Source organism: Arthrobacter sp. ISL-69 (assembly GCF_018613775.1).
Taxonomy (GTDB): Bacteria; Actinomycetota; Actinomycetes; order Actinomycetales; family Micrococcaceae; genus Arthrobacter.
In genome coordinates this window covers 130,600-150,490 of the sequence record NZ_JAGGPO010000021.1, presented here as the reverse complement: position 1 = coordinate 150,490, position 19,891 = coordinate 130,600, and the positions used below count along the sequence as shown (strand labels likewise).

Annotated in this window: 18 protein-coding genes; 6 read left to right on the top strand and 12 right to left on the bottom strand. The window is 67.4% G+C overall.

Going from position 1 to position 19,891, the window contains the following annotated elements:
* Nucleotides 1–11: 11 nt before the first annotated feature.
* Together J7I79_RS16355 and J7I79_RS16350 are read right to left on the bottom strand one after the other, a co-directional pair.
* Nucleotides 12–1,397: a class I SAM-dependent RNA methyltransferase gene (locus tag J7I79_RS16355; protein WP_214954946.1), complete on the bottom strand. Its 1,386-nt coding sequence runs from the start codon at nucleotides 1,395–1,397 to the stop codon at nucleotides 12–14.
* Nucleotides 1,394–3,370, bottom strand: a complete 1,977-nt coding sequence (locus J7I79_RS16350) for an APC family permease (RefSeq protein WP_214954944.1) — start codon at nucleotides 3,368–3,370, stop codon at nucleotides 1,394–1,396. Before J7I79_RS16350 ends, J7I79_RS16355 begins: the two co-directional genes overlap by 4 nt.
* 156 nt (nucleotides 3,371–3,526) lie before the next feature.
* Between J7I79_RS16350 and J7I79_RS16345 the strand changes: the two genes are divergently transcribed.
* Nucleotides 3,527–4,198, top strand: a complete 672-nt coding sequence (locus tag J7I79_RS16345; protein ID WP_104174975.1) for a TrkA family potassium uptake protein — start codon at nucleotides 3,527–3,529, stop codon at nucleotides 4,196–4,198.
* Entirely contained in the window at nucleotides 4,199–4,966 is a 768-nt protein-coding gene (locus tag J7I79_RS16340) for a TrkA family potassium uptake protein (RefSeq protein ID WP_214954942.1), read from the top strand.
* On the opposite strand, the gene J7I79_RS16335 is transcribed toward J7I79_RS16340, so the two are convergent.
* From J7I79_RS16335 to dut, 4 genes are all read right to left on the bottom strand, one after another.
* Entirely contained in the window at nucleotides 4,963–5,739 is a 777-nt protein-coding gene (locus J7I79_RS16335) for a DUF3159 domain-containing protein (protein WP_214954941.1), read from the bottom strand. The two genes, J7I79_RS16340 and J7I79_RS16335, sit on opposite strands and share 4 nt — an antisense overlap.
* Nucleotides 5,736–6,128, bottom strand: a complete 393-nt coding sequence (locus J7I79_RS16330; RefSeq protein ID WP_214954940.1) for a hypothetical protein — start codon at nucleotides 6,126–6,128, stop codon at nucleotides 5,736–5,738. Before J7I79_RS16330 ends, J7I79_RS16335 begins: the two co-directional genes overlap by 4 nt.
* The gene (locus J7I79_RS16325) at nucleotides 6,121–6,828 is read right to left on the bottom strand and encodes a DUF3710 domain-containing protein (RefSeq protein WP_214954938.1); all 708 of its coding nucleotides are present in this window, start codon (nucleotides 6,826–6,828) and stop codon (nucleotides 6,121–6,123) included. Before J7I79_RS16325 ends, J7I79_RS16330 begins: the two co-directional genes overlap by 8 nt.
* A 112-nt stretch (nucleotides 6,829–6,940) precedes the next feature.
* Nucleotides 6,941–7,471 carry a dUTP diphosphatase gene (gene dut, locus J7I79_RS16320; RefSeq protein WP_214954936.1) on the bottom strand — a complete coding sequence of 177 codons (531 nt, stop codon included), beginning with the start codon at nucleotides 7,469–7,471 and terminating at the stop codon, nucleotides 6,941–6,943.
* Between the two features lie 107 nt (nucleotides 7,472–7,578).
* Here dut and J7I79_RS16315 point away from each other — a divergent pair, with 107 nt between their 5' ends.
* A complete protein-coding gene (locus J7I79_RS16315) occupies nucleotides 7,579–8,067 on the top strand; it encodes a DUF3093 domain-containing protein (RefSeq protein ID WP_214954934.1) in 489 nt (162 codons plus the stop codon).
* 55 nt (nucleotides 8,068–8,122) lie between these two features.
* Here J7I79_RS16315 and J7I79_RS16310 read toward each other — a convergent pair whose 3' ends face one another.
* The gene (locus J7I79_RS16310) at nucleotides 8,123–8,422 is read right to left on the bottom strand and encodes a DUF4193 domain-containing protein (RefSeq protein ID WP_214954932.1); all 300 of its coding nucleotides are present in this window, start codon (nucleotides 8,420–8,422) and stop codon (nucleotides 8,123–8,125) included.
* Nucleotides 8,423–8,788: 366 nt separating this feature from the next.
* On the opposite strand from J7I79_RS16310, the gene sepH reads away from it, so the two are divergent.
* Complete coding sequence (gene sepH, locus J7I79_RS16305) at nucleotides 8,789–10,237, top strand: septation protein SepH (RefSeq protein ID WP_214954930.1); 1,449 nt, start codon at nucleotides 8,789–8,791, stop codon at nucleotides 10,235–10,237.
* 23 nt (nucleotides 10,238–10,260) lie between these two features.
* On the opposite strand, the gene J7I79_RS16300 is transcribed toward sepH, so the two are convergent.
* The 4 genes from J7I79_RS16300 to J7I79_RS16285 form a co-directional block, all read right to left on the bottom strand.
* Nucleotides 10,261–10,983 carry a thymidine kinase gene (locus J7I79_RS16300; protein WP_214954928.1) on the bottom strand — a complete coding sequence of 241 codons (723 nt, stop codon included), beginning with the start codon at nucleotides 10,981–10,983 and terminating at the stop codon, nucleotides 10,261–10,263.
* A complete protein-coding gene (locus tag J7I79_RS16295) occupies nucleotides 10,976–12,214 on the bottom strand; it encodes an alkaline phosphatase family protein (RefSeq protein WP_214954926.1) in 1,239 nt (412 codons plus the stop codon). Before J7I79_RS16295 ends, J7I79_RS16300 begins: the two co-directional genes overlap by 8 nt.
* A gap of 1 nt (nucleotide 12,215) precedes the next feature.
* Entirely contained in the window at nucleotides 12,216–12,956 is a 741-nt protein-coding gene (locus J7I79_RS16290) for a DUF5998 family protein (RefSeq protein ID WP_104174958.1), read from the bottom strand.
* A gap of 85 nt (nucleotides 12,957–13,041) precedes the next feature.
* Complete coding sequence (locus J7I79_RS16285; RefSeq protein ID WP_214954924.1) at nucleotides 13,042–15,732, bottom strand: GNAT family N-acetyltransferase; 2,691 nt, start codon at nucleotides 15,730–15,732, stop codon at nucleotides 13,042–13,044.
* A gap of 54 nt (nucleotides 15,733–15,786) precedes the next feature.
* Between J7I79_RS16285 and J7I79_RS16280 the strand changes: the two genes are divergently transcribed.
* Nucleotides 15,787–18,288: a DNA topoisomerase (ATP-hydrolyzing) subunit A gene (locus J7I79_RS16280; protein ID WP_214954922.1), complete on the top strand. Its 2,502-nt coding sequence runs from the start codon at nucleotides 15,787–15,789 to the stop codon at nucleotides 18,286–18,288.
* Between the two features lie 9 nt (nucleotides 18,289–18,297).
* Entirely contained in the window at nucleotides 18,298–18,816 is a 519-nt protein-coding gene (locus J7I79_RS16275) for a DinB family protein (RefSeq protein WP_214954920.1), read from the top strand.
* A gap of 18 nt (nucleotides 18,817–18,834) precedes the next feature.
* On the opposite strand, the gene J7I79_RS16270 is transcribed toward J7I79_RS16275, so the two are convergent.
* A complete protein-coding gene (locus J7I79_RS16270; RefSeq protein WP_214954918.1) occupies nucleotides 18,835–19,884 on the bottom strand; it encodes a GNAT family N-acetyltransferase in 1,050 nt (349 codons plus the stop codon).
* Nucleotides 19,885–19,891 lie beyond the last annotated feature (7 nt).

Here is a 19,891-nt window from a genome sequence, read left to right as displayed (position 1 = left end):
TCCTAGTCACATCAGAGGCGGGGCGTCAGCAACGCCACTGTCTCCATGTGGTGGGTGTGCGGATACAGGTCGAAGGCCCGCAGCCCGGCAAGTGACCAGCCGCCCTGCTGGAAGTACCCCAGGTCCCGGGCGAACGACGCCGGGTCGCAGGACACGTAAGCGATGGCCCGGGGACCTGCCGCCATCAGCTGGCTGACCACTGCCTTGCCCGCGCCTGCCCTCGGCGGGTCGAGCACCAGGGCGTCGAAGTTGCGGGGCGTTTGGCGCAGCACGCGTTCCACCCGTCCCTGCACGATCTCCACCTGCGGTGCGCCGTGCAGGTTCTTCCGGGCATCCCGGCTGGTGCCGGGGGCGCCCTCGACGGACAGCACGGAACCGGTGACGCCCACGGCGTCGGCCAGCGCGGCCGTGAACAGCCCGGCGCCTGCGTACAGGTCCGCCACCACCGCGCCCGGTTCCAGGTAGCCGCCGTCGTGAAGGAAGTCCCTGACCGCGCCGACGAGCGTGTCCGGTGCGTCCCGGTGGATCTGCCAGAAGCCCTCCCCCGTGACCCGGTACTCGTGGCCCGCGGCCGACTCCTGCACCCAGGTGCGCCCGCGCAGCTGGAGCGCCTCGCCCTTGGCCGGGTCGAAGCTGGCCACCGAAACGTCGGCGGGCAGCTGGGCCAGGATGGCGCTGAGGCGCTTCGCCCGCGTGCCTGCGGCCGGAGCCAGCAGTACCAGCGGGCGCGATCCGTTGGCCGGAGCGGCAACTTCCACGCGCTCAATGCCCTGGAGGTCGATGTCCCACAGCCGGAGGTCGTTGATGCCAGCCACAGCCAGCGGCATCTCGCGGACGGGAATGACCTGGTCGGAACGGTGGGCGTGCATGCCCAGCTTGCCGCCCGGCGTTACGGCAAAGCTTGCCCTGGTGCGCCAGCCCAGGCCGGGTGCGTCCGCTGTGCCGGCGGCCGCCGCTTCACCCACCGGTTCAACGATGTTCCCGCGCCCTGCGGGGTCCGTCCACACCGGGGGATGTTCGACGCCGGCCAGCCGCTTCAGCTGTTCGGCCAGGACTGCAGCCTTGAGGCCCCGTTGGTGCTCGAGGGACACGTGGCCCAGCTCCGCACCGCCCACGGGCGCGTGGCCGTGGGACCACGACCGCAAGGAGTCCGCCAGGTGCCAGAAATGGGGTACCCGTTCGGGCGAGGCCTCGAGCACTTCCACGACGTCGGCACGCCAGAATTTGGATCCCTCGCCGGCGTCGGTCAGCCGGATCCGGGCTCTTTCGCCCGGGATGGCGTGGCGGACGAACACCACGCGGCCTTCGTGGCGGGCAACGCAGTGCCCCCCGTGGGCTATGGGCCCGATATCCACCACGAGTTCGGCATGTGTGCGGGTCTGGGTCTCGGAGCTCATTGGATATCCTGCATTTTCTTTGCTTCTTCGGACGATTTCAGCTGCCAGGGCACACTGGCCACCATGACTCCCGGCTCGAAATGGAGACGGGTCTTGATACGCAGGGCGGTCTGGTTATGGACCAGTTGTTCCCACCACTTGCCCACGACGTACTCGGGGATGTAGACGACGATGAGGTCGCGCGGCGAATCCCGCCGCATGTTCTTCACATACTCCATGATGGGCGTCACGGTTTCCCGGTACGGGCTGGCGAGAACGGTGAGCGGCACCGGAATCTCCAGTTTTTCCCAGTCGGCAAGTGTGTGGGCGGTTTCGTCGGAGTTGATGTCCACTGTGATGGCGTCGAGCCTCGACGGCCGCGACGCGCGGGCGTAGGCCAGGGCCCGCAGAACGGGCTTGCGGACGTGCGAAACCAGCAGCACGGCATGGACCCGGGACGGCAGGGCGCGCGGCGAGGAATCCTCGTCCACTGCGAGTTCCTTGGCTACGTTGTCGTAGTGCGCGCGGATGCTCCACATGATGAGGAACAGCACGAACATCGCCAGCAGGGCGATCCAGGCTCCCTGCTCAAACTTGGTGATCAGGACGATGGTGAGGACCAGGGCGGTCATGCCGAACCCGATCATGTTGATGGTGCGCGACTTGAGCATCCGGCGGCGAACCGTCTTGTCCCGCGCCAGCTTCAGTTCGCGCCCCCAGTGCCTGACCATGCCGAGCTGGCTTGCCGTGAAGGAAATGAAAACGCCCACGATGTAGAGCTGGATGAGCTTGGTGACGTCGGCGTTGAAGGCCAGGATGAGCACCAGGGCGCCGGCGGCGAGGGCCAGGACGCCGTTGCTGAAGGCCAGGCGGTCACCGCGCGTGCGCAGCTGGCGCGGCAGGTAGCCGTCCTGCGCCAGGATGGATCCTAGGACCGGGAAGCCGTTGAAGGCGGTGTTGGAGGCAAAAACCAGGATCACGCCCGTCGCGGCCACCACGATGTAGAACAGCAGCGAGCCGGGGCCGAAGATGGTCTGGGCTATCTGGCTGATGGCTGGGCTTTGGATGTAGTCCTCCGGGAGGGGCTGCCCGTTGACCAGGAATTCCGTGGCCGGGTCCAGGACGATGTGCACCTTGGTGGCATTCGCGAGGTAGATGATGCCGGCCAGCATGGAGGAGGCGATGAGGCCGAGCAGGAGCAGGGTGGTTGCCGCGTTCTTGCTCTTGGGTTTCTGGAAGTTGGGGACGCCGTTGCTGATGGCTTCCACGCCGGTCAGGGCCGCGGCACCCGAGGAGAACGCCCGGAGCAGCAGGAAGGCGCCGGCCAGCCCCACCAGCCCCTCGTCGAAACCGGCCTGCGGCACGATCGTGAAGTCTGCGGACGGGGCCTCCCCCAGCTGGCCGGTGACAGCCTGGAAGACGCCGATGGCGGTCATGCCCAGGATGGATGCCATGAAGATGTACGTGGGAACGGCGAAGACGCTGCCGGCTTCCTTGATCCCGCGCAGGTTCACGAGAGCCAGGATGGCCACGCCCACGGTGGCAATCAGCGCCTGCTGGCCGTGAAGTGCCGGAACTGCGGTGGTGAGGTACGTCGCGGCCGATGACATCGAGACGGCGACGGTGAGCACGTAGTCCACCAGGAGTGCCGACGCAACAGTCAGGCCGGCGTATTTGCCCAGGTTGACGTTGGCTATTTCGTAGTCGCCCCCGCCGGACGGGTAGGCGTGCACGTTCTGGCGGTAGGAGGCCACGACCGTGAGCAAAACCACCATGACGGCGAGTCCCACCCACGGTGAGAACGCCACCGCACTGACACCTGCCAGGGCCAGGGTCAGCAGGATTTCATCGGGCGCATAAGCCACCGAGGACAGCGCGTCTGAGGCGAAAACCGGAAGCGCGATCCGCTTGGGCAACAGCGTGTGGGCCAGCCGGTCGTTCCGGAAGGGCCTCCCCACGAGCACCCGCTTCACGGCATTCAATATTGTCAGCACCCCACAAAGCTAGTCTGATTCGGACGCGATGTCATGATGGCCTCCGCACGGTGTCTCCGGGGGCGCCGGGAGGGATCTGCCGGACGCTGGGCAGGGCGGCCCGGCGGGCCGGTAGAGTCTTACGGAGCAACAGGAAAAATGACTGAGGAGGCACGGGTGGCGCACTTCGTGATCATGGGTTGTGGGCGCGTGGGAGCAACACTGGCGCACACCCTCGAGGATGCGGGCCACTCGGTGGCCATCATCGACCAGGACGACCGTGCCTTCCGCAGGCTCCGCACCGGGTTTTCCGGCCGCAAGGTGACCGGAGTCGGGTTCGACCGGGAAACCCTGAAGCAGGCAGGCGTGAGCGAGGCCTACGCCTTCGCCGCAGTCTCCAGCGGTGACAACTCCAATATCCTGGCCACCCGGGTTGCCCGCGAGACGTTCCACGTGCCCCACGTCGTGGCCAGGATCTACGACCCAGGCCGGGCCGAAATCTACCAGCGGCTGGGCATTCCCACGGTCGCGGCGGTGCGGTGGAGCGCAGACCAGGTGCTGCGCCGGATCCTGCCCGAACAGCACCTCGCCGGGGACTTCCGTGAGCCGTCGGGCCGACTGGTCCTCGCCGAAATCGACCTCGACCCCTCCTGGGTTGGCCACGCCGTGGCCGAAATCGAGAAGGTGGCCGGAATCCGGGTTGCCTACCTGACCCGGTTCGGCGAAGGCATGCTGCCCGGGGCAGGTACGTCCTACCAGGAGGGCGACACGGTCCATGCCATGCTGCGCGTGGACCGAAGCGCCGAAGTCGGCCACATTCTCGCCAAAGAACCCCCCAAGGAGCAGTAAGTGAAAGTCGTCATCGTCGGGGCAGGCAGCGTCGGTTCCTCGATCGCCCGTGAGCTCCTCGCCCACAAGCACGAGATCCTGCTGATCGACCTGAAACCGGAAGTCATCGGGCGCAGCGGGCTCCGGGGCGCGCACTGGCTGGTCGGGGATGCCTGCGAGCTGAGCACACTCCAGGACGCCAAGCTCGAAGACGCCGAAGTGGTGGTTTCCGCCACGGGCGACGACAAGGTCAACCTTGTGGTGTCCCTGCTGGCGAAGACCGAGTTCGGCGTCGGCCGTACTGTCGGGCGCGTCAACAACCCCAAGAACGACTGGATGTTCAACGATTCGTGGGGTGTCGATGTCGCCGTCAACACTCCGCAGCTCATGACCGCGCTGGTTGAGGAAGCGGTGGAAATCGGTGACCTCGTCCGGCTGCTCACCCTGCAGACGGGCGTTTCGTCCCTCGTGGAGTTCACGGTGCCCCACGACTCGCATGTCATCGGGCTCACCGTGGGGGGCATCGACTGGCCCGAAGACTCCACGCTCGTGGCGATCCTCCGGGACCAGGCGCCCATCACGCCCAGCCGGGACGACGTCCTCGACGGCGGCGACGAACTGTTTTTCGTCACCACCATCGCCGCTGAAGACGGCCTCCGTGCGCTGCTGTCCCCCGACCAGCAGCAGGACCACGAACCGGACCGGCAGCACGGATCAGACGACGGGCACCCGGATACCGCCGAACGGCCGGAGCAGCAGGCTCCGGACGAAGACGGCTTCGACGGCTAGTGCTGTGGCGGCGAACCCGGCTGCGAAGGATCACTCGGCTGCGCTGATGGCGACGCCGGGGCCACGGGCTTGGTGATGAGCCACGCAACCCAGATGCCCAGGATGTACAGCGGGGCACCCATGATGAGCCGCGTGGTCGCGAGGCCTGCCAGTCCCTGCTCGCCGAGGAGATACAGGGGCACCTGGACCAGCAGCCGCAGCGCGAGGACGGCCACGATCACCCACGTGCCCAGGCGGTAGGCCCGGACGCGGGCGGGATCCTTGCGCCACTCCAGGCCCTCGTTCCGGATGAATCCGAACAGCAGCCCTGCAATGGGCCAGCGGAGCGCGATGGAAATCACCATCCCGGTGATGTAGGCGGCGTTGGTAAGGAATCCGAGGACATAGAAGTCCTCCGCCTTGCCGGTGGTGTTGGCCAGCCACGCGGAGATGCCGACGCCGGCGATCCCGGCGAGTGCCTGGGTCAGCGGACGCCGCTGGACCAGCCGCGCCACGGTGAAAGCGGCCGCCGCCGCCAGGGCGGCAATCAGGGAGAGTGGCAGCTCGCGCGTTATGGTGAAGGCCACCAGGAACATGAGGCCGGGAAGAATGCTCTCGGCGATGCCCTGTACCCCGCCGGCGCTCTTGAGCACGTCTATGCTGCCGTCCTTGGACCGGTGCAGCCCGGCCTTGACCGCGTAGTCTTCCGCGAAGTCGGCCATTGAAGGGGTCTCCGGTGTGGGCCGCGGCTTGGCGGGCCCGGCAGCGGGATCCGGGTTCTCGGACGGCGTCATTGGTTCTCCTGGCGGGACAGTATTTCGTAGCGGGGATTGAACATGGTGGGAAGGCCGTCGCGGAACGTCAGCATGCCTTCCAGCCGAAGCTCGCAGCCGGGATCCACGCCGGAAACCCGCCGCCGGCCGAGCCATACGACCCGCAGCCGGTCGCGGCGGCCCCGTCCCCCGGGTTTCCGCGCCGTCGGCGGCTCCACGGCGGCCGGGACGAAGCCCACCTTGCCTCGCGGGACATCGTGGTCCGTGACGATCGCGGTGAACGAGGCCACCTGCGTGGCCGGAACGTAGGTCACGGATTCGATAAAGCCACGGCACAGCACACGTCCACGGTCCGGCAATCCACTGATGGAGTGTTCGGGCTGCGGAAATACGCCGGCCGGGTCAGCCAATCTGGGTGATCTCCGGTCCGCGCTCGGGCTGCTCGAAGTCGGGTGCGCCCTGCGGCGGCTGAGGGCTCGAGTCCTTCGGCAGGCGGAGCTGAAGCAGGTCACGCGGCGGCATCGGGCTCTCGCCCCGGACCACCACGATCTGCCGGAACAGGGATTCAAGGTTTGCGGCGGCGTCGCGGTCAATGGCAGCCTCGCCGCCCAGAACGCCGCGCAGGAACCAGCGGGGACCGTCGACGCCGATGAACCGGGCCACGCGGTAGCCGCCGGCGCCGTCGCCCGTGCCTGCCGGAAGCTTCGCCACCAGCTCGGTGCCGAAGGCTCCGGGGACCTCTTCGACCTGGCCGCCCTGGCTTCCCACGGACTGTCCGATCTGCTCACGGATTTCATCCCAGAGTCCCTCGCTGCGCGGGGCAGCGAAGGCCTGGAGCTGCAGGCTCGAACCTTCGAGGTCCATGGTGACGGCCACAACCCGCTGCGTGGCTTCCTCGACCTCGAGGCGCAGCTGGAGTCCTTCACGGGGTGCAATCAGGAGGGCGCCGAGGTCCACATATCCATTGGTGCTGTCGATTTCCGAGACGTCGAAAGGCCCCGTGGCTTCCCGGCCCGTGCTTTCCGCGGCAACGGCCTCTGCAGTCTCAAGGGTGTCCCCGGGCTCTGCTGCCTGGTCCTTCTTGGCCTTCTTGCCACGCCCAAAAACCATCGGGTTGTCTCCTTAGTTGTGATCTTGTCCCGCCGTGCCACCTGGGCAGCGCGGTAAGTCATGCAGCACCGGCAAAGCCGGGCAGTACCGGCAAAGCCAGCAGCGCCGGGGGCTAGGCCTGCGGTGCCGCGAATCCGCCGGTGGAACCGAAGCCGCCGTCACCGCGGACCGAGTCGCTCAATTCCGCAACGGCCACAAACTGCGCGTACTCCACGCGTTGAATGACCATCTGGGCAATTCTATCGCCGCGCCGAAGCTCAATGGCCTTCTCGCGGTCCGTGTTCAGGAGGGTCACGGCGATCTCGCCGCGGTATCCGGCGTCGACCGTTCCCGGGGCGTTGACCACTGTCAGGCCGTGTTTGGTGGCGAGCCCCGAGCGCGGGTGGATGAGGGCGACGTAGCCGTTAGGCAAGGCGATGGAGACCCCGGTGGGCACCAGCCGGCGCTCACCCGGTTCGAGGACCACGTCCTCGCGGGCACAGAGGTCCGCTCCGGCGTCGCCGGGGTGGGCGTAGGAGGGGGCTTCGAGGCCGGCGTCGAGCATTTTCAGCTGGACCGACAGGGTGGGCGATCCGTAGGCACCGGCGCTGCCTTCCAGGGAGTTCGGCGGCAAAGTACTCACGGCTGCAGTTTCTTCAGTCACAGTCATTCACTCTAACGCCCGTAACGGCCTTGGGCCTAGCCGCCGCGGGCCGAGGCCGGCGCTGAAGCCAAGGTGAAATACCCCGGAAAAGGTGGAAAGCTGGGGCTATGCCGGAATCTAGTGCAGCTGTGCCTGCCCCCAACAGCACACCCCATGGAACTACCGTTCTATACAGCGAGAAGCTCCACCCCAATCTGTGGATCTGGCTGGTGGCAGCCGGACTCTCCGGCGCCGGCATCCTGGTGTTCGCCCCGATTAGCATTGCGGCCGGGATTACGGCGGCCGTGGTGCTCTTCGTCATCATCGCGGTTCTGCTCATCATGTCCACGCCGTCGATCACGGTCACCGCGGAAACGCTCCAGGTAGGGCGGGCCACCATCGAGCGCCGTTACATCGGTACGGTGACGCCGTTCAGCGGCAAGGAGGCCACGGCCGAACGCGGCACCCGCCTGAACGGACTGGCCTATCTCTGCATCCGCGGCTGGGTGGACCCCGTGGTCAGGATCGAGATCACGGATCCCTCCGATCCCACGCCGTACTGGCTCACGTCCACGCGGCGGCCGGCACAACTAACGGCGGCCCTCACCAACACGTAAAGGCGGCCGGCGCAGGGCATGAGTCGCATTGCAGTACCGACTCCCGCCGGCCCTGTCAGCCCTCGCAGTCCTTGCAGAAGAGCAACCCGTCCTTTTCGCGGGCGATCTGCGAGCGGTGACGGACAAGGAAGCATGACGAGCAGGTGAATTCATCAGCCTGGGCCGGCATGACGCGGACCAGGAGTTCCTCGCCGGACAGGTCAGCACCCGGGAGTTCATAGCCTTCAGCCAGGTCGGTCTCGTCTACATCCACCACAGCCGTTGGCTTGTCCGAGCGCCGGGTCTTCAATTCCTCAATGGAATCTTCGTTCAGGTCCTCTTCTGATTTCCGCGGCGCATCGTAATCTGTCGCCATTATTGTCTGCTCACACTCCGCTTTGTTCGGTTGGATCGCCGGGTCCTGGGGACTGTCCTTGCGGGCAATTGCGCCCTTTGGCTGTCCCCTGGTCCGGTTCACCGATGTAAACGCTGGATTGCCCGGTTTTGTGCCCGACTTAGGCGCCCATTTTTCCCTAAGCGGACCGTGAAAGCGAGAGTTTTCCGGTTGCTTCCCGGCGGAGACCTGCCGGAGGGTGGCTGGCGGGCGGCTGGAGGCAGGCCCAGCGCACGGTACTGCCTGGAAAGTCGCGGAATATCGCGGCGCGCCCTCTCCCCTCCCCGGAAAGACGGCTGCCGGATGGCAGAGTTTCGAATGTCAGTAATGCCAGGGTGGAGGATTTGTATGCAGGATCTACGGCTTGTAGGCGTCCACGACGACGGAGGGCATCTCCTGTTGAGCGGCACCGGCGGCGAGATGTTCCAGCTGCCGATCGACGAAGCTCTCCGGCTCGCGGCCAGCCGCTCTCCGGCGCGGGGTGCTGCTACAGCTGCGCCCGTCGCCATGTCCCCTCGGGATATCCAGGCCCGCATCAGAAGCGGTGCCACGGCTGCCGAAGTTTCAGAACTCTCGGGCATTCCGCTGGCCAAGGTCCAGCGCTACGAGGGCCCGGTGCTCGCCGAACGGGAGTACGTAGCCCAGCAGGCCCGGAAGATCGAAGTGGCTTCACCCGCCCCCGGCCATGATGTCTACCGCTCCGCCTTCGGAGACAACCCGGCCACCCTGGGCGACATGGTGGCGCACCGGCTGACGGCCCATGGCATCGAATCCTCAACCGTGGAATGGGACTCCTGGCGGCGCCCGGACGGAACCTGGACCGTGGTTGCCCGCTTTGAGACCAAACCCGGCGGGCACGCCAGCATCGGCGAGGAACCTCCGGCCATGTGGACCTTCAGTCCCGCCCGGAAATCGTTGCAGAACGCCAACCGCTGGGCCCAGCAGCTGAGCGAACTGGAGCCGCTTGACGGCCCGGTGCCAGCCCGCCGGCTGTCAGCGGTTTCAGACCGCCCGTTCGACTTTGAAACAGATGCCGAGGCGGCTGCCGCCCGGACGGCGTCGGGACAATCCGGCAAGGATTCCGACGGCCTTCTCGATATGCTCCGCTCGCGCCGCGGCCAGCGGCTGGGTGTGGACGAAGACGGCGACGACGCACTGGCAATGCTGCTCACCAACGGTGTTCCGGCCGCCCACCCCCGGCCGTCGGAAGTGGTGGCGGAGCCCGAGGCCGAAGAGAGCGGAACCGGCGCGCAAAGCGGCGAAGAAACCGATGCTCCGGCAGCCAAGGGAGATTCCTTCACCCGGAAACGCGAGGGCCGCGTCTCCATGCTTTCCCGCCTGAGCCTGGCTCCGCGGAACTCCGAAGATGACGACGACCGGCTGAAGCTTCACGACGGCGTCAGCACGGAGACCCGAGAGATCACGATTGTGGCGTCCCCGCTGAGCCCGGTTACGGATCCGGATGAGGCAGCCGCGGCGGAGTCCGGCACCGTGCCGGCGGCACCCGACGCTAGCCCGCAGCCTGAAACCGTCACCGCCCCTGAATCCACGCCCGTCCGGGAAGCGGCTCCCGGCCGTCAGTCCGGCTGGAACCGCGAATCCGCTCCGACCGTCGGCCTGGATGAGCTACTTGGCGGCGGGAGCCCCAGGCGGAGCCGGGACGATGCACTTGCCGGTACTAGGAATGAAACCAGGAGCGACCGTGAGGTTGAACAGCCCGAACGGCAGCCGTCCAAGCCCAAGCGCTCCAGCGTGCCCAGCTGGGATGAAATAGTCTTCGGCGCACGCGGCGACTGATCTGCCGCGGCCTCCATAGCCAATCAGCTCCGGCGGATTTCCCCTGAGCCGCGCCACAGGCAGGCGTCCACCTCGAACGGCAGCAACTGGTCCTCCTGGGCCATGACATTGGCCCCGTGGGCCGTGACCCGCCGCATGAAGTGCCGCCGGCACAGTGTCTCGTACCCCACCACAGGAGTGTGGTCCGCCTCGCCGGCACCGGTTGGGTCGCCGGCCATATCGACGTCGCCCACCACTACCTGCGCGCCTTCGGTCACCATCACGCCGTCGACCGTGCGGGCGTTGTGGGTGGCCCGACGTCCGCACCAGCACAGCGCTTCCACCTGCAGGACCTGGACACGGTCCGCGAGTTCGATGAGCCGTTGGGATCCCGGAAACAGCCGGGTGCGGAAGTCCGCGCTGATGCCAAACGCAAACACGTCGACGTCGATCTCGTCCACAACGCGGGCCAGCTGCTCCACCTGCGACGGCGAGTAGAACTGGGCTTCATCACAGATGAGATAGTCCACGCGGAGGCCGCGGGTCCGGCGCTCGATCACCTCGTCCCAGAAGTCTGTGGTGTCCAGGACCTCTACGCAGTCCGTCTCCAGCCCGAGGCGGCTGGAGATCCGTGCACCGCCGGCTCGGTCGTTACGGCTGAACCGGACACCGCCGCGTCCCCGGGCCCGGTGGTTGTGGTCCATCTGCAGGGCGAGGGTGGATTTTCCGCAGTCCATGGTGCCCGAGAAGAAGACGAGTTCAGCCACGCGCACCCTTTCTGCCCTGGGCCTGGAAGCAAAGCAGCGGAACCTCACGCTCTGCTTTGGTCAGTGAGCCGTGCTGCCCCACCACCTCGAGGGCGGTAGGACGGACGCGGCGTGTGTCGTACAACGCCAGGGCGTCCCGGGCGGCGATCATAACGTCCCCGATCCGGGGGCTGACCTCCGGCCGGACGTCGCCGAACAGCCCGGCGGACACGGCCTCTTCCCTTGTGAACGCCCAGATCCTGTCGCCGAACCTGGTACGCCAGGCGTCGATCAGCCGGGCGCGGTGCTGCTCCCCGGCTCCGGGCTCAAGGTACAGGTGCACCATGCGGGGCTCCCCCGCTGTGTGCCGCACCCCGTCGATGAGGGCCGGCTCTGCGGAGTAGTCGAAACGCTGCGATTCGGGGACGTCGAGCATGCCGTGGTCTGCCGTCAGCAGGACCGTGGTCCCCGGCGGCAGGGTCGCGTTGAGCCGCCGTACGGTGGCGTCCAGTTCTTCGAGCTGGTGTTCCCACTGTGCCGACTGGCAGCCGTAGCGGTGCCCGGCCTTGTCCAGGTCGTTGACGTAGAAGTACATCAGGGAGCTGTCGGCGCCAAGCATGGCTTCTGCCGCCGCGGCAGTCCTGGCGTGCGGGGTGCTGGCGGCGATGAACCGGCCTCCCCGCAGCGCGGCCTGCGTCATGGGTGACGCCCCGAACTGCGGAAGGCTGATGGTGCTGACGTCCGTGTGGGCGGATGCCCGCTCGAAGACGGTGGGAAACGGCTGCCACTCGCGGGGGTCCACACCGGCATCCCAGTTGCCCAGCATGTTGACCACCTTGTCCTGCCCTGGGTCCAGGACGTCGTAGCCCACCATGCCGTGCTGACCGGCCGGGAGTCCGGTGCCGAAGCTGGCGAGGGAGGACGCAGTGGTGGACGGAAAAGCGGAGTCCAGAGCCACCGGCACGGCTCCTTGGCCCTGCTGCATCACCGACCGGAGGAAGGGGGTGTGCGCCGATTTCTGTTTGAGCAGGTTGCGGCCCAGGCCATCGGCCAGGACAACGCACACCCTTTTGGCCGCCGGCAGGTTCAGCCTGTTCTCAAAGCCGTCGATTCCGAGGCTGGCTGCCGCACTGGTGAGGACTTCCGCGATGGACCGTTGGCCGAAGGCGGGCGCCGGTGGCAACGGCGACGGAGCCGGGGCACCATCGGCGATGGCTATGACTGACGGTTCTGAGGGGTTTTCGGGCGTCATCTCAGCGCTGGTGTCCGCGGCTGAGGCGGTTTCCGAAAACGCCGGTGCGCGGACGCGGCGCAGCCACGGGGCCGCTGTGCGGGACGGGCGCGGCCGAGCCGGTGTTGACAGCGCGCAGGGCCCGGGCGAACAGCTTTGCGTCCTGCACGGCCTGCAGGCCGTCGGCTTCGGCGCTGATGCGCAGCACAATGTCCTCCTGGGCGATGGTGCCGCTGTAGCCGTGGTCAGCTTCGCACTGCGGGTCGCCGCAGCTGGCCGGACCCATGTCCAGCCGCTGGCCGCCGGACCAGGCAATGGACAGGGTCAGCTCGCGGACGGGATCGGACGGCTTGTAGTTCTGCGGCTGGGCGTACATGTAGCTGAGCACCACGGAACGGATCTGCGCCACGGGCACGGACTCGGTGGAAATCTGCGCAACGATCTGTTCCCCGGCCTCATCCAGCTGCTGGTCGTCAACATGTGCAATGACCAGCATGTCGTCCGTCAACACCAGCACGGTGATATGGCGGCGGACCTCGGCGCGGTCGAAATGGGTTTCCAGGTGCACCAGGTGCGCCATGCAGTCGCGGCCGTCCAGGGCGTCGTCAACAACATCGGCGACAAGCCGGGGGTAGAAGCCTGCCTGCTGGAGCGCCCCTTCGAGGCTCTGGCCCTGGGCACCGTGGTCATGTGCGCTGTGGCTGGGTGCGGCCTGGTGACCGGAGCGGGGTGCTTGCGGCTTCGACGTGGGAGGCTGGGTCATTACCCCATTTTCACAGATCGGCTGTGCACTTGCTAACTGTGTGTCCCAACCCGGCCAAGCGGGCAGCCGGCGGCCGCAGTCCGCGCTAGCTCCGCATTGCCCGCCGCGCGCTGTCGGTCCGCTGGGCGGCATTGGCGATCCGGACATCGGCGGACAGGATCGATGCACCGCCGGGGCCGGCCAGCACGGGGTTGAACTCAATCAACGCGATTTCGGGGTGGTTGTCCTTCAGCCTGGTCAGCCGCGCGGCAATGTCCTCCAGCGCCGCCACATCCACCGCCGGCAGCCCCTGGTAGCCGAACAGTTTCCGGGACGCCCGCGGCGCGCGAATAAAGTCGTGGACGTCGGCCCCGGACAGCGGTGGAACCCGGTGGGACCAGTCCTCCAGCAGGTTCACGGCGTCGCCGGCCAGCCCGAAGGACACCACGGGACCCAGCAGCGGATCCTCAATGGCGCGGAACGTGCAGGCCTGACCCACCGGCGCCATGGTCTGGATTTCCATCGATGGGGAGCCGTACGGCGCCAGGGCGCGGTGCATCTGGATGATGTTCCGCCGCAAGGAATCCGCGTCCTGGATGTCCAGCCGCACGCCGCCAAGGTCGAGCCTGTGGCGCAGGGCGGGGTCCATGGTCTTGAGCACCACCGGCCAGCCCAGCCGGTCCGCGGCCGCCACGGCCTGGTCGGGCGTTTCGAAGCCTTCGGAGGGAACCACATGGATGCCGTAATGGGCCAGCAGGGTGGCTGCTGTAGCCGGGGCGAGCTGCACCAGCTGCTCACCGGGGACGTCGTGGAGCAGGTCCTCCAGTTCGGCCCTGACGCTCTCCTGGTCGCAGCCTTCGGGCTCCACGAACAGGCCCTTGTCGCGGACCACCCACTCGGCGTACCTCACGACGGCGGCGAGCGCCGCGACGGCGGCGCCCGGGTTGGAGTAGCAGGGCACGGTCCCGGTGGCTGCTTCTGCGCCGACCATGCCCTCTACGTAGATGGACGGGTCCAGGATCCCCGTGAAAGCGGCAACCACCGGTTTCCCGGCCGCTGCCGAGCATTCTGCCAGGACACCCGCGATTTTCTCCACGGTGAGGCCGCGTGCGGGGAGCAGAGCAATCACCACGGCGTGGACGGAGTCGGAAGCGAGGGTCCGGGCCAGGCTTTCGCGGAGGGCCGGCAGCGCCAGGGACATACCGGCGTCGAAGTCCACGTCGGTGACGATCCGTTCAACGCCCAGCCCGTTCGCGGCGGCAGCGTCCGCCACCACTTTGCCGAGTGCCCGGGAGTTGCTGAACACCGCGATGTCCGCTCCGGCAGGCAGGGGCTGGCCGGAGACGATCTGGGCGACGTCCATGAGCTGCTCAATGGTTTCCACCCGGATGACACCCGCCTGGCGCATCATGGCGTCGAGGGCGCCGAAGGGCGCCTGGGTGGTGCGCACGGCGTGCCCCGGCGGCAACTGGAGCCCCATGGCGTCCGACTTCGCCACGATGACGGGCTTGGTGCGGGCCAGCCGCCGTGCCAGGCGGGAGAACTTGCGGGGGTTGCCGATGGATTCGAGGTAGAGTCCCACCGCTGCGGTGTCGGCGTCGTCTTCCCAGAACTGCATCATGTCGTTGCCGGAGACGTCCGCGCGGTTGCCGGCGGAGAGGAAGGTGGAGATGCCCACGCGGCGCCGGCTGGAGCCAGCGTAGAGGGACACTCCGATGGCCGCGGACTGGCTGAACAGGCCCAGGCCGCCACGGCGGGGCAGGCTCGGTGCCATGGACGCGTTCAGGGACACCTCCGGGTTGGTGTTGACGATGCCGAGGGACGCCGGGCCGATCACGCGCATCCCGTTGGACCGGGCCTGCCGGACCAGCTCGCGCTGCCGTGCCAGCCCGCGTTCGCCGTCGTCGGCGTACCCGGCCGTGGCGACGACGACGCCCTTGACCCCCGCCGCAGCGCAGTCCGCCACCACCTTCGGAACTTCCTCGTACGGGACGGCTATGACCGCCAGCCGGACGGCGTCAGGCACTTCGGCGAGCCGGGCGAAGGACAACATCCCGGCGAGTTCGAGGGCTTCAGGATTGATGGCATAGACGGGGCCGGTGAAGCCGCCTTCAATGATGTGTTCGAGCAGCTGGTAGCCCACCGTGCCCCATTTGCGGCTGGCACCGATCACGGCAACCGACGACGGCGCCAGCAGCTCCTGGATGCTGCGCGCCTCCGCACGGTGTTCACGTGCCTCCATCACCGCCCGGGACTTTTCCGTGGGGTCGATGTTGAACTCCAGGCTCACCACGCCGTCGTCGAAGTGCCGTTTGACGTCGTATCCGGCGTCGGAGAAGACCATCAGCATCTTGCGGTTTTCCGGCAGTACTTCGGCGCTGAATTTGCGGATGCCGTTTTCGCGGGCAGCGGCGGCCAGGTGCTCCAGCAGGATGGACCCGATGCCGCGGCCCTGGTGGGCGTCGGCTATATTGAAGGCAACCTCGGCTTCTTCGGGATCGGCCAGCCGGTCGTAGCGGCCGATGCCCAGGATTTCCCCGCCGATGGTGATCACCAGCGCCACCCGGTCCTTGTAGTCCACCTCCGTGAAGCGCTTCAGTTCCTTGCTGGAGAGCCGCGCCTTGAAGGCGAAGAACCGCATGTAGATGGACTTCTGCGATTGGCCGGTATGGAAAGCCTGCACCGCATCGGCATCAGGGGGGTGGATGGGGCGCAAATGAGCCGTCCCGCCGTCCCGCAGAACAACATCGGCTTCCCAATATTCCGGATATACGCCGTCCCCGGGCTGATCCACCATAGGCTTAGCCTAGCTAAAACTCCGCCAGTAAACCGTTAAGGATCCACCAGCCCCATGGCCCGCCGCCAAAGTTCCGCCCCGGCAGGGGACGCCGTCCAGGACTACACCGAGAACATTGTCGACATCGACGTCACATCGGAAATGGAAGGCTCGTTCCTCGAGTACGCATATTCGGTCATCTATTCGAGGGCCCTCCCGGACGCCCGCGACGGCCTGAAGCCGGTTCAGCGGCGCATCCTCTACATGATGAGCGAGATGGGCCTTCGCCCGGACCGCGGCCATGTAAAAAGCGCCCGTGTGGTGGGCGAGGTCATGGGCAAGCTGCACCCGCACGGCGATACAGCCATCTACGACGCGATGGTCCGGATGGCACAGGACTTTTCCCTGCGGCTGCCGCTGATCGACGGTCACGGCAACTTCGGCTCGCTCGACGACGGCCCGGCAGCACCGCGGTACACGGAGGCCCGCCTGGCGGCGGCTGCCCTGACCCTGACGGACCACCTCGACGAGGACGTCGTGGACTTCGTCCCCAACTACGACAACCAGCTCACCCAGCCGGACGTGCTCCCGGCCGCGTTCCCCAACCTGCTGGTCAACGGCGCCACCGGCATCGCCGTCGGCATGGCCACCAACATGGCCCCGCACAACCTGGTGGAGGTCATCTCCGCAGCCAGGCACCTGATCGCGAACCCGGAGGCCACCCTCGAGGACCTCATGCGCTTCGTCCCCGGCCCGGACCTGCCCACGGGCGGACGGATCGTGGGCCTGGACGGCATCCGCGACGCATACGCCACCGGGCGCGGCTCGTTCAAGACCCGCGCCAAGGTGGAAGTGGAGCAGCTGTCCGCCCGCCGCACGGGCCTGGTGGTCACCGAACTTCCCTACATGGTGGGCCCGGAAAAGGTGATCGAGAAGATCAAGGACGCCGTCAACGGCAAGAAGTTGACGGGCATCAGCGACATTGTGGACCTCACGGACCGCAAGCACGGGCTCCGCCTGGTCATCGAGCTGAAGAACGGATTCAACCCGAACGCCGTGCTCCAGCAGCTCTACCGTTACTCGCCGATGGAAGATTCCTTCGGCATCAACAACGTGACGCTGGTGGACGGCCAGCCGCAGACGCTGGGGCTAGTGCAGCTGCTGTCCGTCTACGTCGGCCACCGCATCAGTGTGGTGCGGCGCCGGACGGCGTTCCGGCTGGCGAAGAAAAAGGACCGCCTCCACCTGGTGGAGGGCCTGCTGATCGCCATCGTGGACATCGACGAGGTCATCCAGATCATCCGGTCCTCGGACGAGGTGGCCGCCGCCCGGGAACGCCTGATGTCCATATACGACCTCACCGAAATCCAGGCGAACTACATCCTGGAACTCCGGCTGCGGCAGCTGACCAAGTACTCCCGGATCGAGCTCGAAAAAGAGCAGGACCAGCTAAAGCGCGAGATCGCGGAGCTGGAGGCCATCCTGGGTTCGGACCAGCGCCTGCGCGAACTTGTCTCCGAGGAGCTCGCCGAAATCGCCGAAAAGTACGGCACACCCCGACGGACGGTCCTGCTCGAGTCCGAGGCGGTGTCCCCGACCGTGGCCGCCGCCCTGGCAGCTGCACCCGGCGGCAAGGGCAAGGCGGCCCCGCTCGCGCTGGAGATCGCCGATGACCCCTGCTGGGCCATCCTTACCGCCAGCGGGCAGATCGCCCGGACCTCCAACCAGGAGCCCCTCGCCGAGTCCGGACCGCGGTCAAAGCACGATGTCTTCCGCTCCGTGGTGAAAACCTCCGCCCGCGGCGAGATCGCCGCCGTCACGTCCCTCGGCCGGATGCTACGTCTCCAGGTCATGGACATGCCCGTACTGCCGCCGATGTCCGGGCTGCCGAACCTGGCCGGCGGCGTGCCCGCCAAGGACTTCATCACGCTCCTGAAGGGCGAGACGCTCGTGGCCTTCGCGCCGCTGGACACGGTCCTGGCAGTGGGCACGGCGCAGGGCATCGTCAAACGCGTGCAGCCCGATTACCCGCTAAACCGCGAGGACTGGGAAGTCATCGCCCTCAAGGACAAGGACACCGTGGTGGGTGTCGACCCTGCCGGGGCCGACGACGTCGACCTTGTGTTCCTCACCCGGCAGGCCCAGCTGCTGCGCTTCAGCGCCGGCACGGTCCGGCCGCAAGGCCGTACTGCCGGCGGCATGGCCGGCATCAAGCTCGCCGCCGGGGACCAGGTCCTGTTCTTCGGAACGGTCGCGCCGGGCGACGACGCCGCCGTCGTCGTGACGGTTTCCGGAACCGACGGCGCCCTGCCGGGCACCGCACCCGGGGCCGGAAAAGTAACAGCGTTTGCCGAGTATCCGGCCAAGGGCCGGGCGACGGCGGGCGTCCGGGCACACCGGTTCCTGAAGGGCGAAGACACCCTCCTCATCGCCTGGGCGGGCCACGGCCCTGCCAAGGCGTCTTCGCTGGCAGGGGTGGCGCGGTCGCTTCCGCAGGAGCATGGCCGCCGGGACGGTTCCGGCATCCCGCTGTCACAGGCAGTGGACGCCATTGGGCCCAGCCTGACCTGGGCTTAGACTACGGGCATGCCTATCATCCCCGACGAAAAGGACTGGACCTGGGTGCTGACCCGGCCCTGCCCCGAATGCGGCTTCGACGCGTCAACAGTCACGCCGGCCACGGTTCCCGGGAGCGTGTCCAACATGCTTCCCCGCTGGCGGGCGGCCCTCCGCCGGGCGGATGTGGCGGAACGGCCCGACGACGCCATATGGTCCGTGCTGGAGTACGCGTCGCACGTCCGGGACGTCTTCAGCCTCTTCGACCACAGGCTCAACCTCATGCTCAGCCAGGACAACGCCCGGTTCGAGGACTGGGACCAGGATAAGACAGCGGTGGAGAAGGACTACGCCAACGCCGACCCCGCCGTGGTCAGTGCCGAACTGACGGCCGAGGGCGAACAGATCGCGGAGTCCTTCGCCGGCGTGCACCAGGACGAGTGGGGCCGGACGGGCCTCCGGAGCAACGGGTCGGAGTTCACGGTCATGACCCTCGCGCAGTACTTCCTGCACGACGTCGTCCACCACCTGAACGACGTCGACGCCTGAGTTGATCAGCTGGCCCGGTCAGGTGCGCGCGGGCAGTTCCTTGTCCCAGGCCAGGCTTCTGTTGACGGCGGCGTAGCCCATCTTTTCGTAGAGCGCGAGCGCGCCGGTGGGATTCTCGGAATCAACATCCAGGGACGCCCGGTCCATGCCGGCAGCCGCGAAGCGCCGCATGGCGTCGGCGAGCAGGGCCTGGGCGATGCCGCGCCCGCGGTACTCGCGGCGCACTCCCAGCAGGTCCGTGTAACCCTCGCTGTAGCCCCGGGACACCGCGCCGTCCGGATCGTGGCTGGCCAGCTGGTAGCCCGCCACGGTTCCGGTGCTGCGGTCCAGGACCACGGCGCTCAGGTCCGGCCTCGCCTGCGGATCATTGACGGTGAATCCCCACGACTCCTCATCCCGGGGCTCGCTCCCCCAATGGTCCCGGAAGGCGGCGTTGTGGGCCAGCCGGACGTCCTCGCTGAGCTCCGGGCGCATGGTCACCAGGTCCAGCCCGTCGGCAAGCCGCACTTCGGGGAGGGGGACGCCGCCCAGGTGACGGTGCATCTCGTTGAAATAGCGCACCACGCCGAACCGGGCTTGGCGGAGCAGCTGCTGCTGGTGCTCGTGCTGCTGCTCCATGTGGATGCGCAGCCTCGGCACGGGGCGCTCCGCGTCAGGCCGGCTCCCGGCAGGCTGGCCGTCTTCCGCGAAACGCCGGATGGTCCGCTCGCTGAGCCAGCCGAGCAGCGCCATGCCGATCCCCCGGCGCTGCCAGGCGGGGTCGACGCAGCCGAAGCCGTAGGCCTTGTCGCCCTCCTTGTTCTTGGTGATGCGGGCGTAGGCGCGGGGAACGGACTGGCCGTCCAGCACCAGGAGGGTGTTGGCGGCGGGATGGTTCTTCTTCGACTGCAGGATCTGTTCAAGGTCCGCGATGCGCTCAAACCACACAGGCTTCTCCACCTCGGCCGTCCGTGCGATCAGGGCAGCCCACGCCTCAAGGTCAGGCTGCGCCGCGGGACGCCAGTCCAGGCCCAGGCCAACCAGGGATTTCTGCCAGGATACGGGCGTCAGGGCGTCGTCGTTGAGCATGCCAACA

What these genes read in the sequence shown, in the direction of transcription:
- J7I79_RS16275 (WP_214954920.1), top strand. Translation starts at nt 18,298, where the DNA reads ATGCCTATCATCCCCGACGAAAAGGACTGGACCTGGGTGCTGACCCGG.
- J7I79_RS16290 (WP_104174958.1), bottom strand. Translation starts at nt 12,956, where the DNA reads ATGACCCAGCCTCCCACGTCGAAGCCGCAAGCACCCCGCTCCGGTCAC.
- J7I79_RS16295 (WP_214954926.1), bottom strand. Translation starts at nt 12,214, where the DNA reads ATGACGCCCGAAAACCCCTCAGAACCGTCAGTCATAGCCATCGCCGAT.
- J7I79_RS16270 (WP_214954918.1), bottom strand. Translation starts at nt 19,884, where the DNA reads ATGCTCAACGACGACGCCCTGACGCCCGTATCCTGGCAGAAATCCCTG.
- J7I79_RS16325 (WP_214954938.1), bottom strand. Translation starts at nt 6,828, where the DNA reads ATGGTTTTTGGGCGTGGCAAGAAGGCCAAGAAGGACCAGGCAGCAGAG.
- J7I79_RS16355 (WP_214954946.1), bottom strand. Translation starts at nt 1,397, where the DNA reads ATGAGCTCCGAGACCCAGACCCGCACACATGCCGAACTCGTGGTGGAT.
- J7I79_RS16315 (WP_214954934.1), top strand. Translation starts at nt 7,579, where the DNA reads ATGCCGGAATCTAGTGCAGCTGTGCCTGCCCCCAACAGCACACCCCAT.
- J7I79_RS16280 (WP_214954922.1), top strand. Translation starts at nt 15,787, where the DNA reads ATGGCCCGCCGCCAAAGTTCCGCCCCGGCAGGGGACGCCGTCCAGGAC.
- J7I79_RS16335 (WP_214954941.1), bottom strand. Translation starts at nt 5,739, where the DNA reads ATGACGCCGTCCGAGAACCCGGATCCCGCTGCCGGGCCCGCCAAGCCG.
- J7I79_RS16285 (WP_214954924.1), bottom strand. Translation starts at nt 15,732, where the DNA reads ATGGTGGATCAGCCCGGGGACGGCGTATATCCGGAATATTGGGAAGCC.
- sepH (WP_214954930.1), top strand. Translation starts at nt 8,789, where the DNA reads ATGCAGGATCTACGGCTTGTAGGCGTCCACGACGACGGAGGGCATCTC.
- J7I79_RS16310 (WP_214954932.1), bottom strand. Translation starts at nt 8,422, where the DNA reads ATGGCGACAGATTACGATGCGCCGCGGAAATCAGAAGAGGACCTGAAC.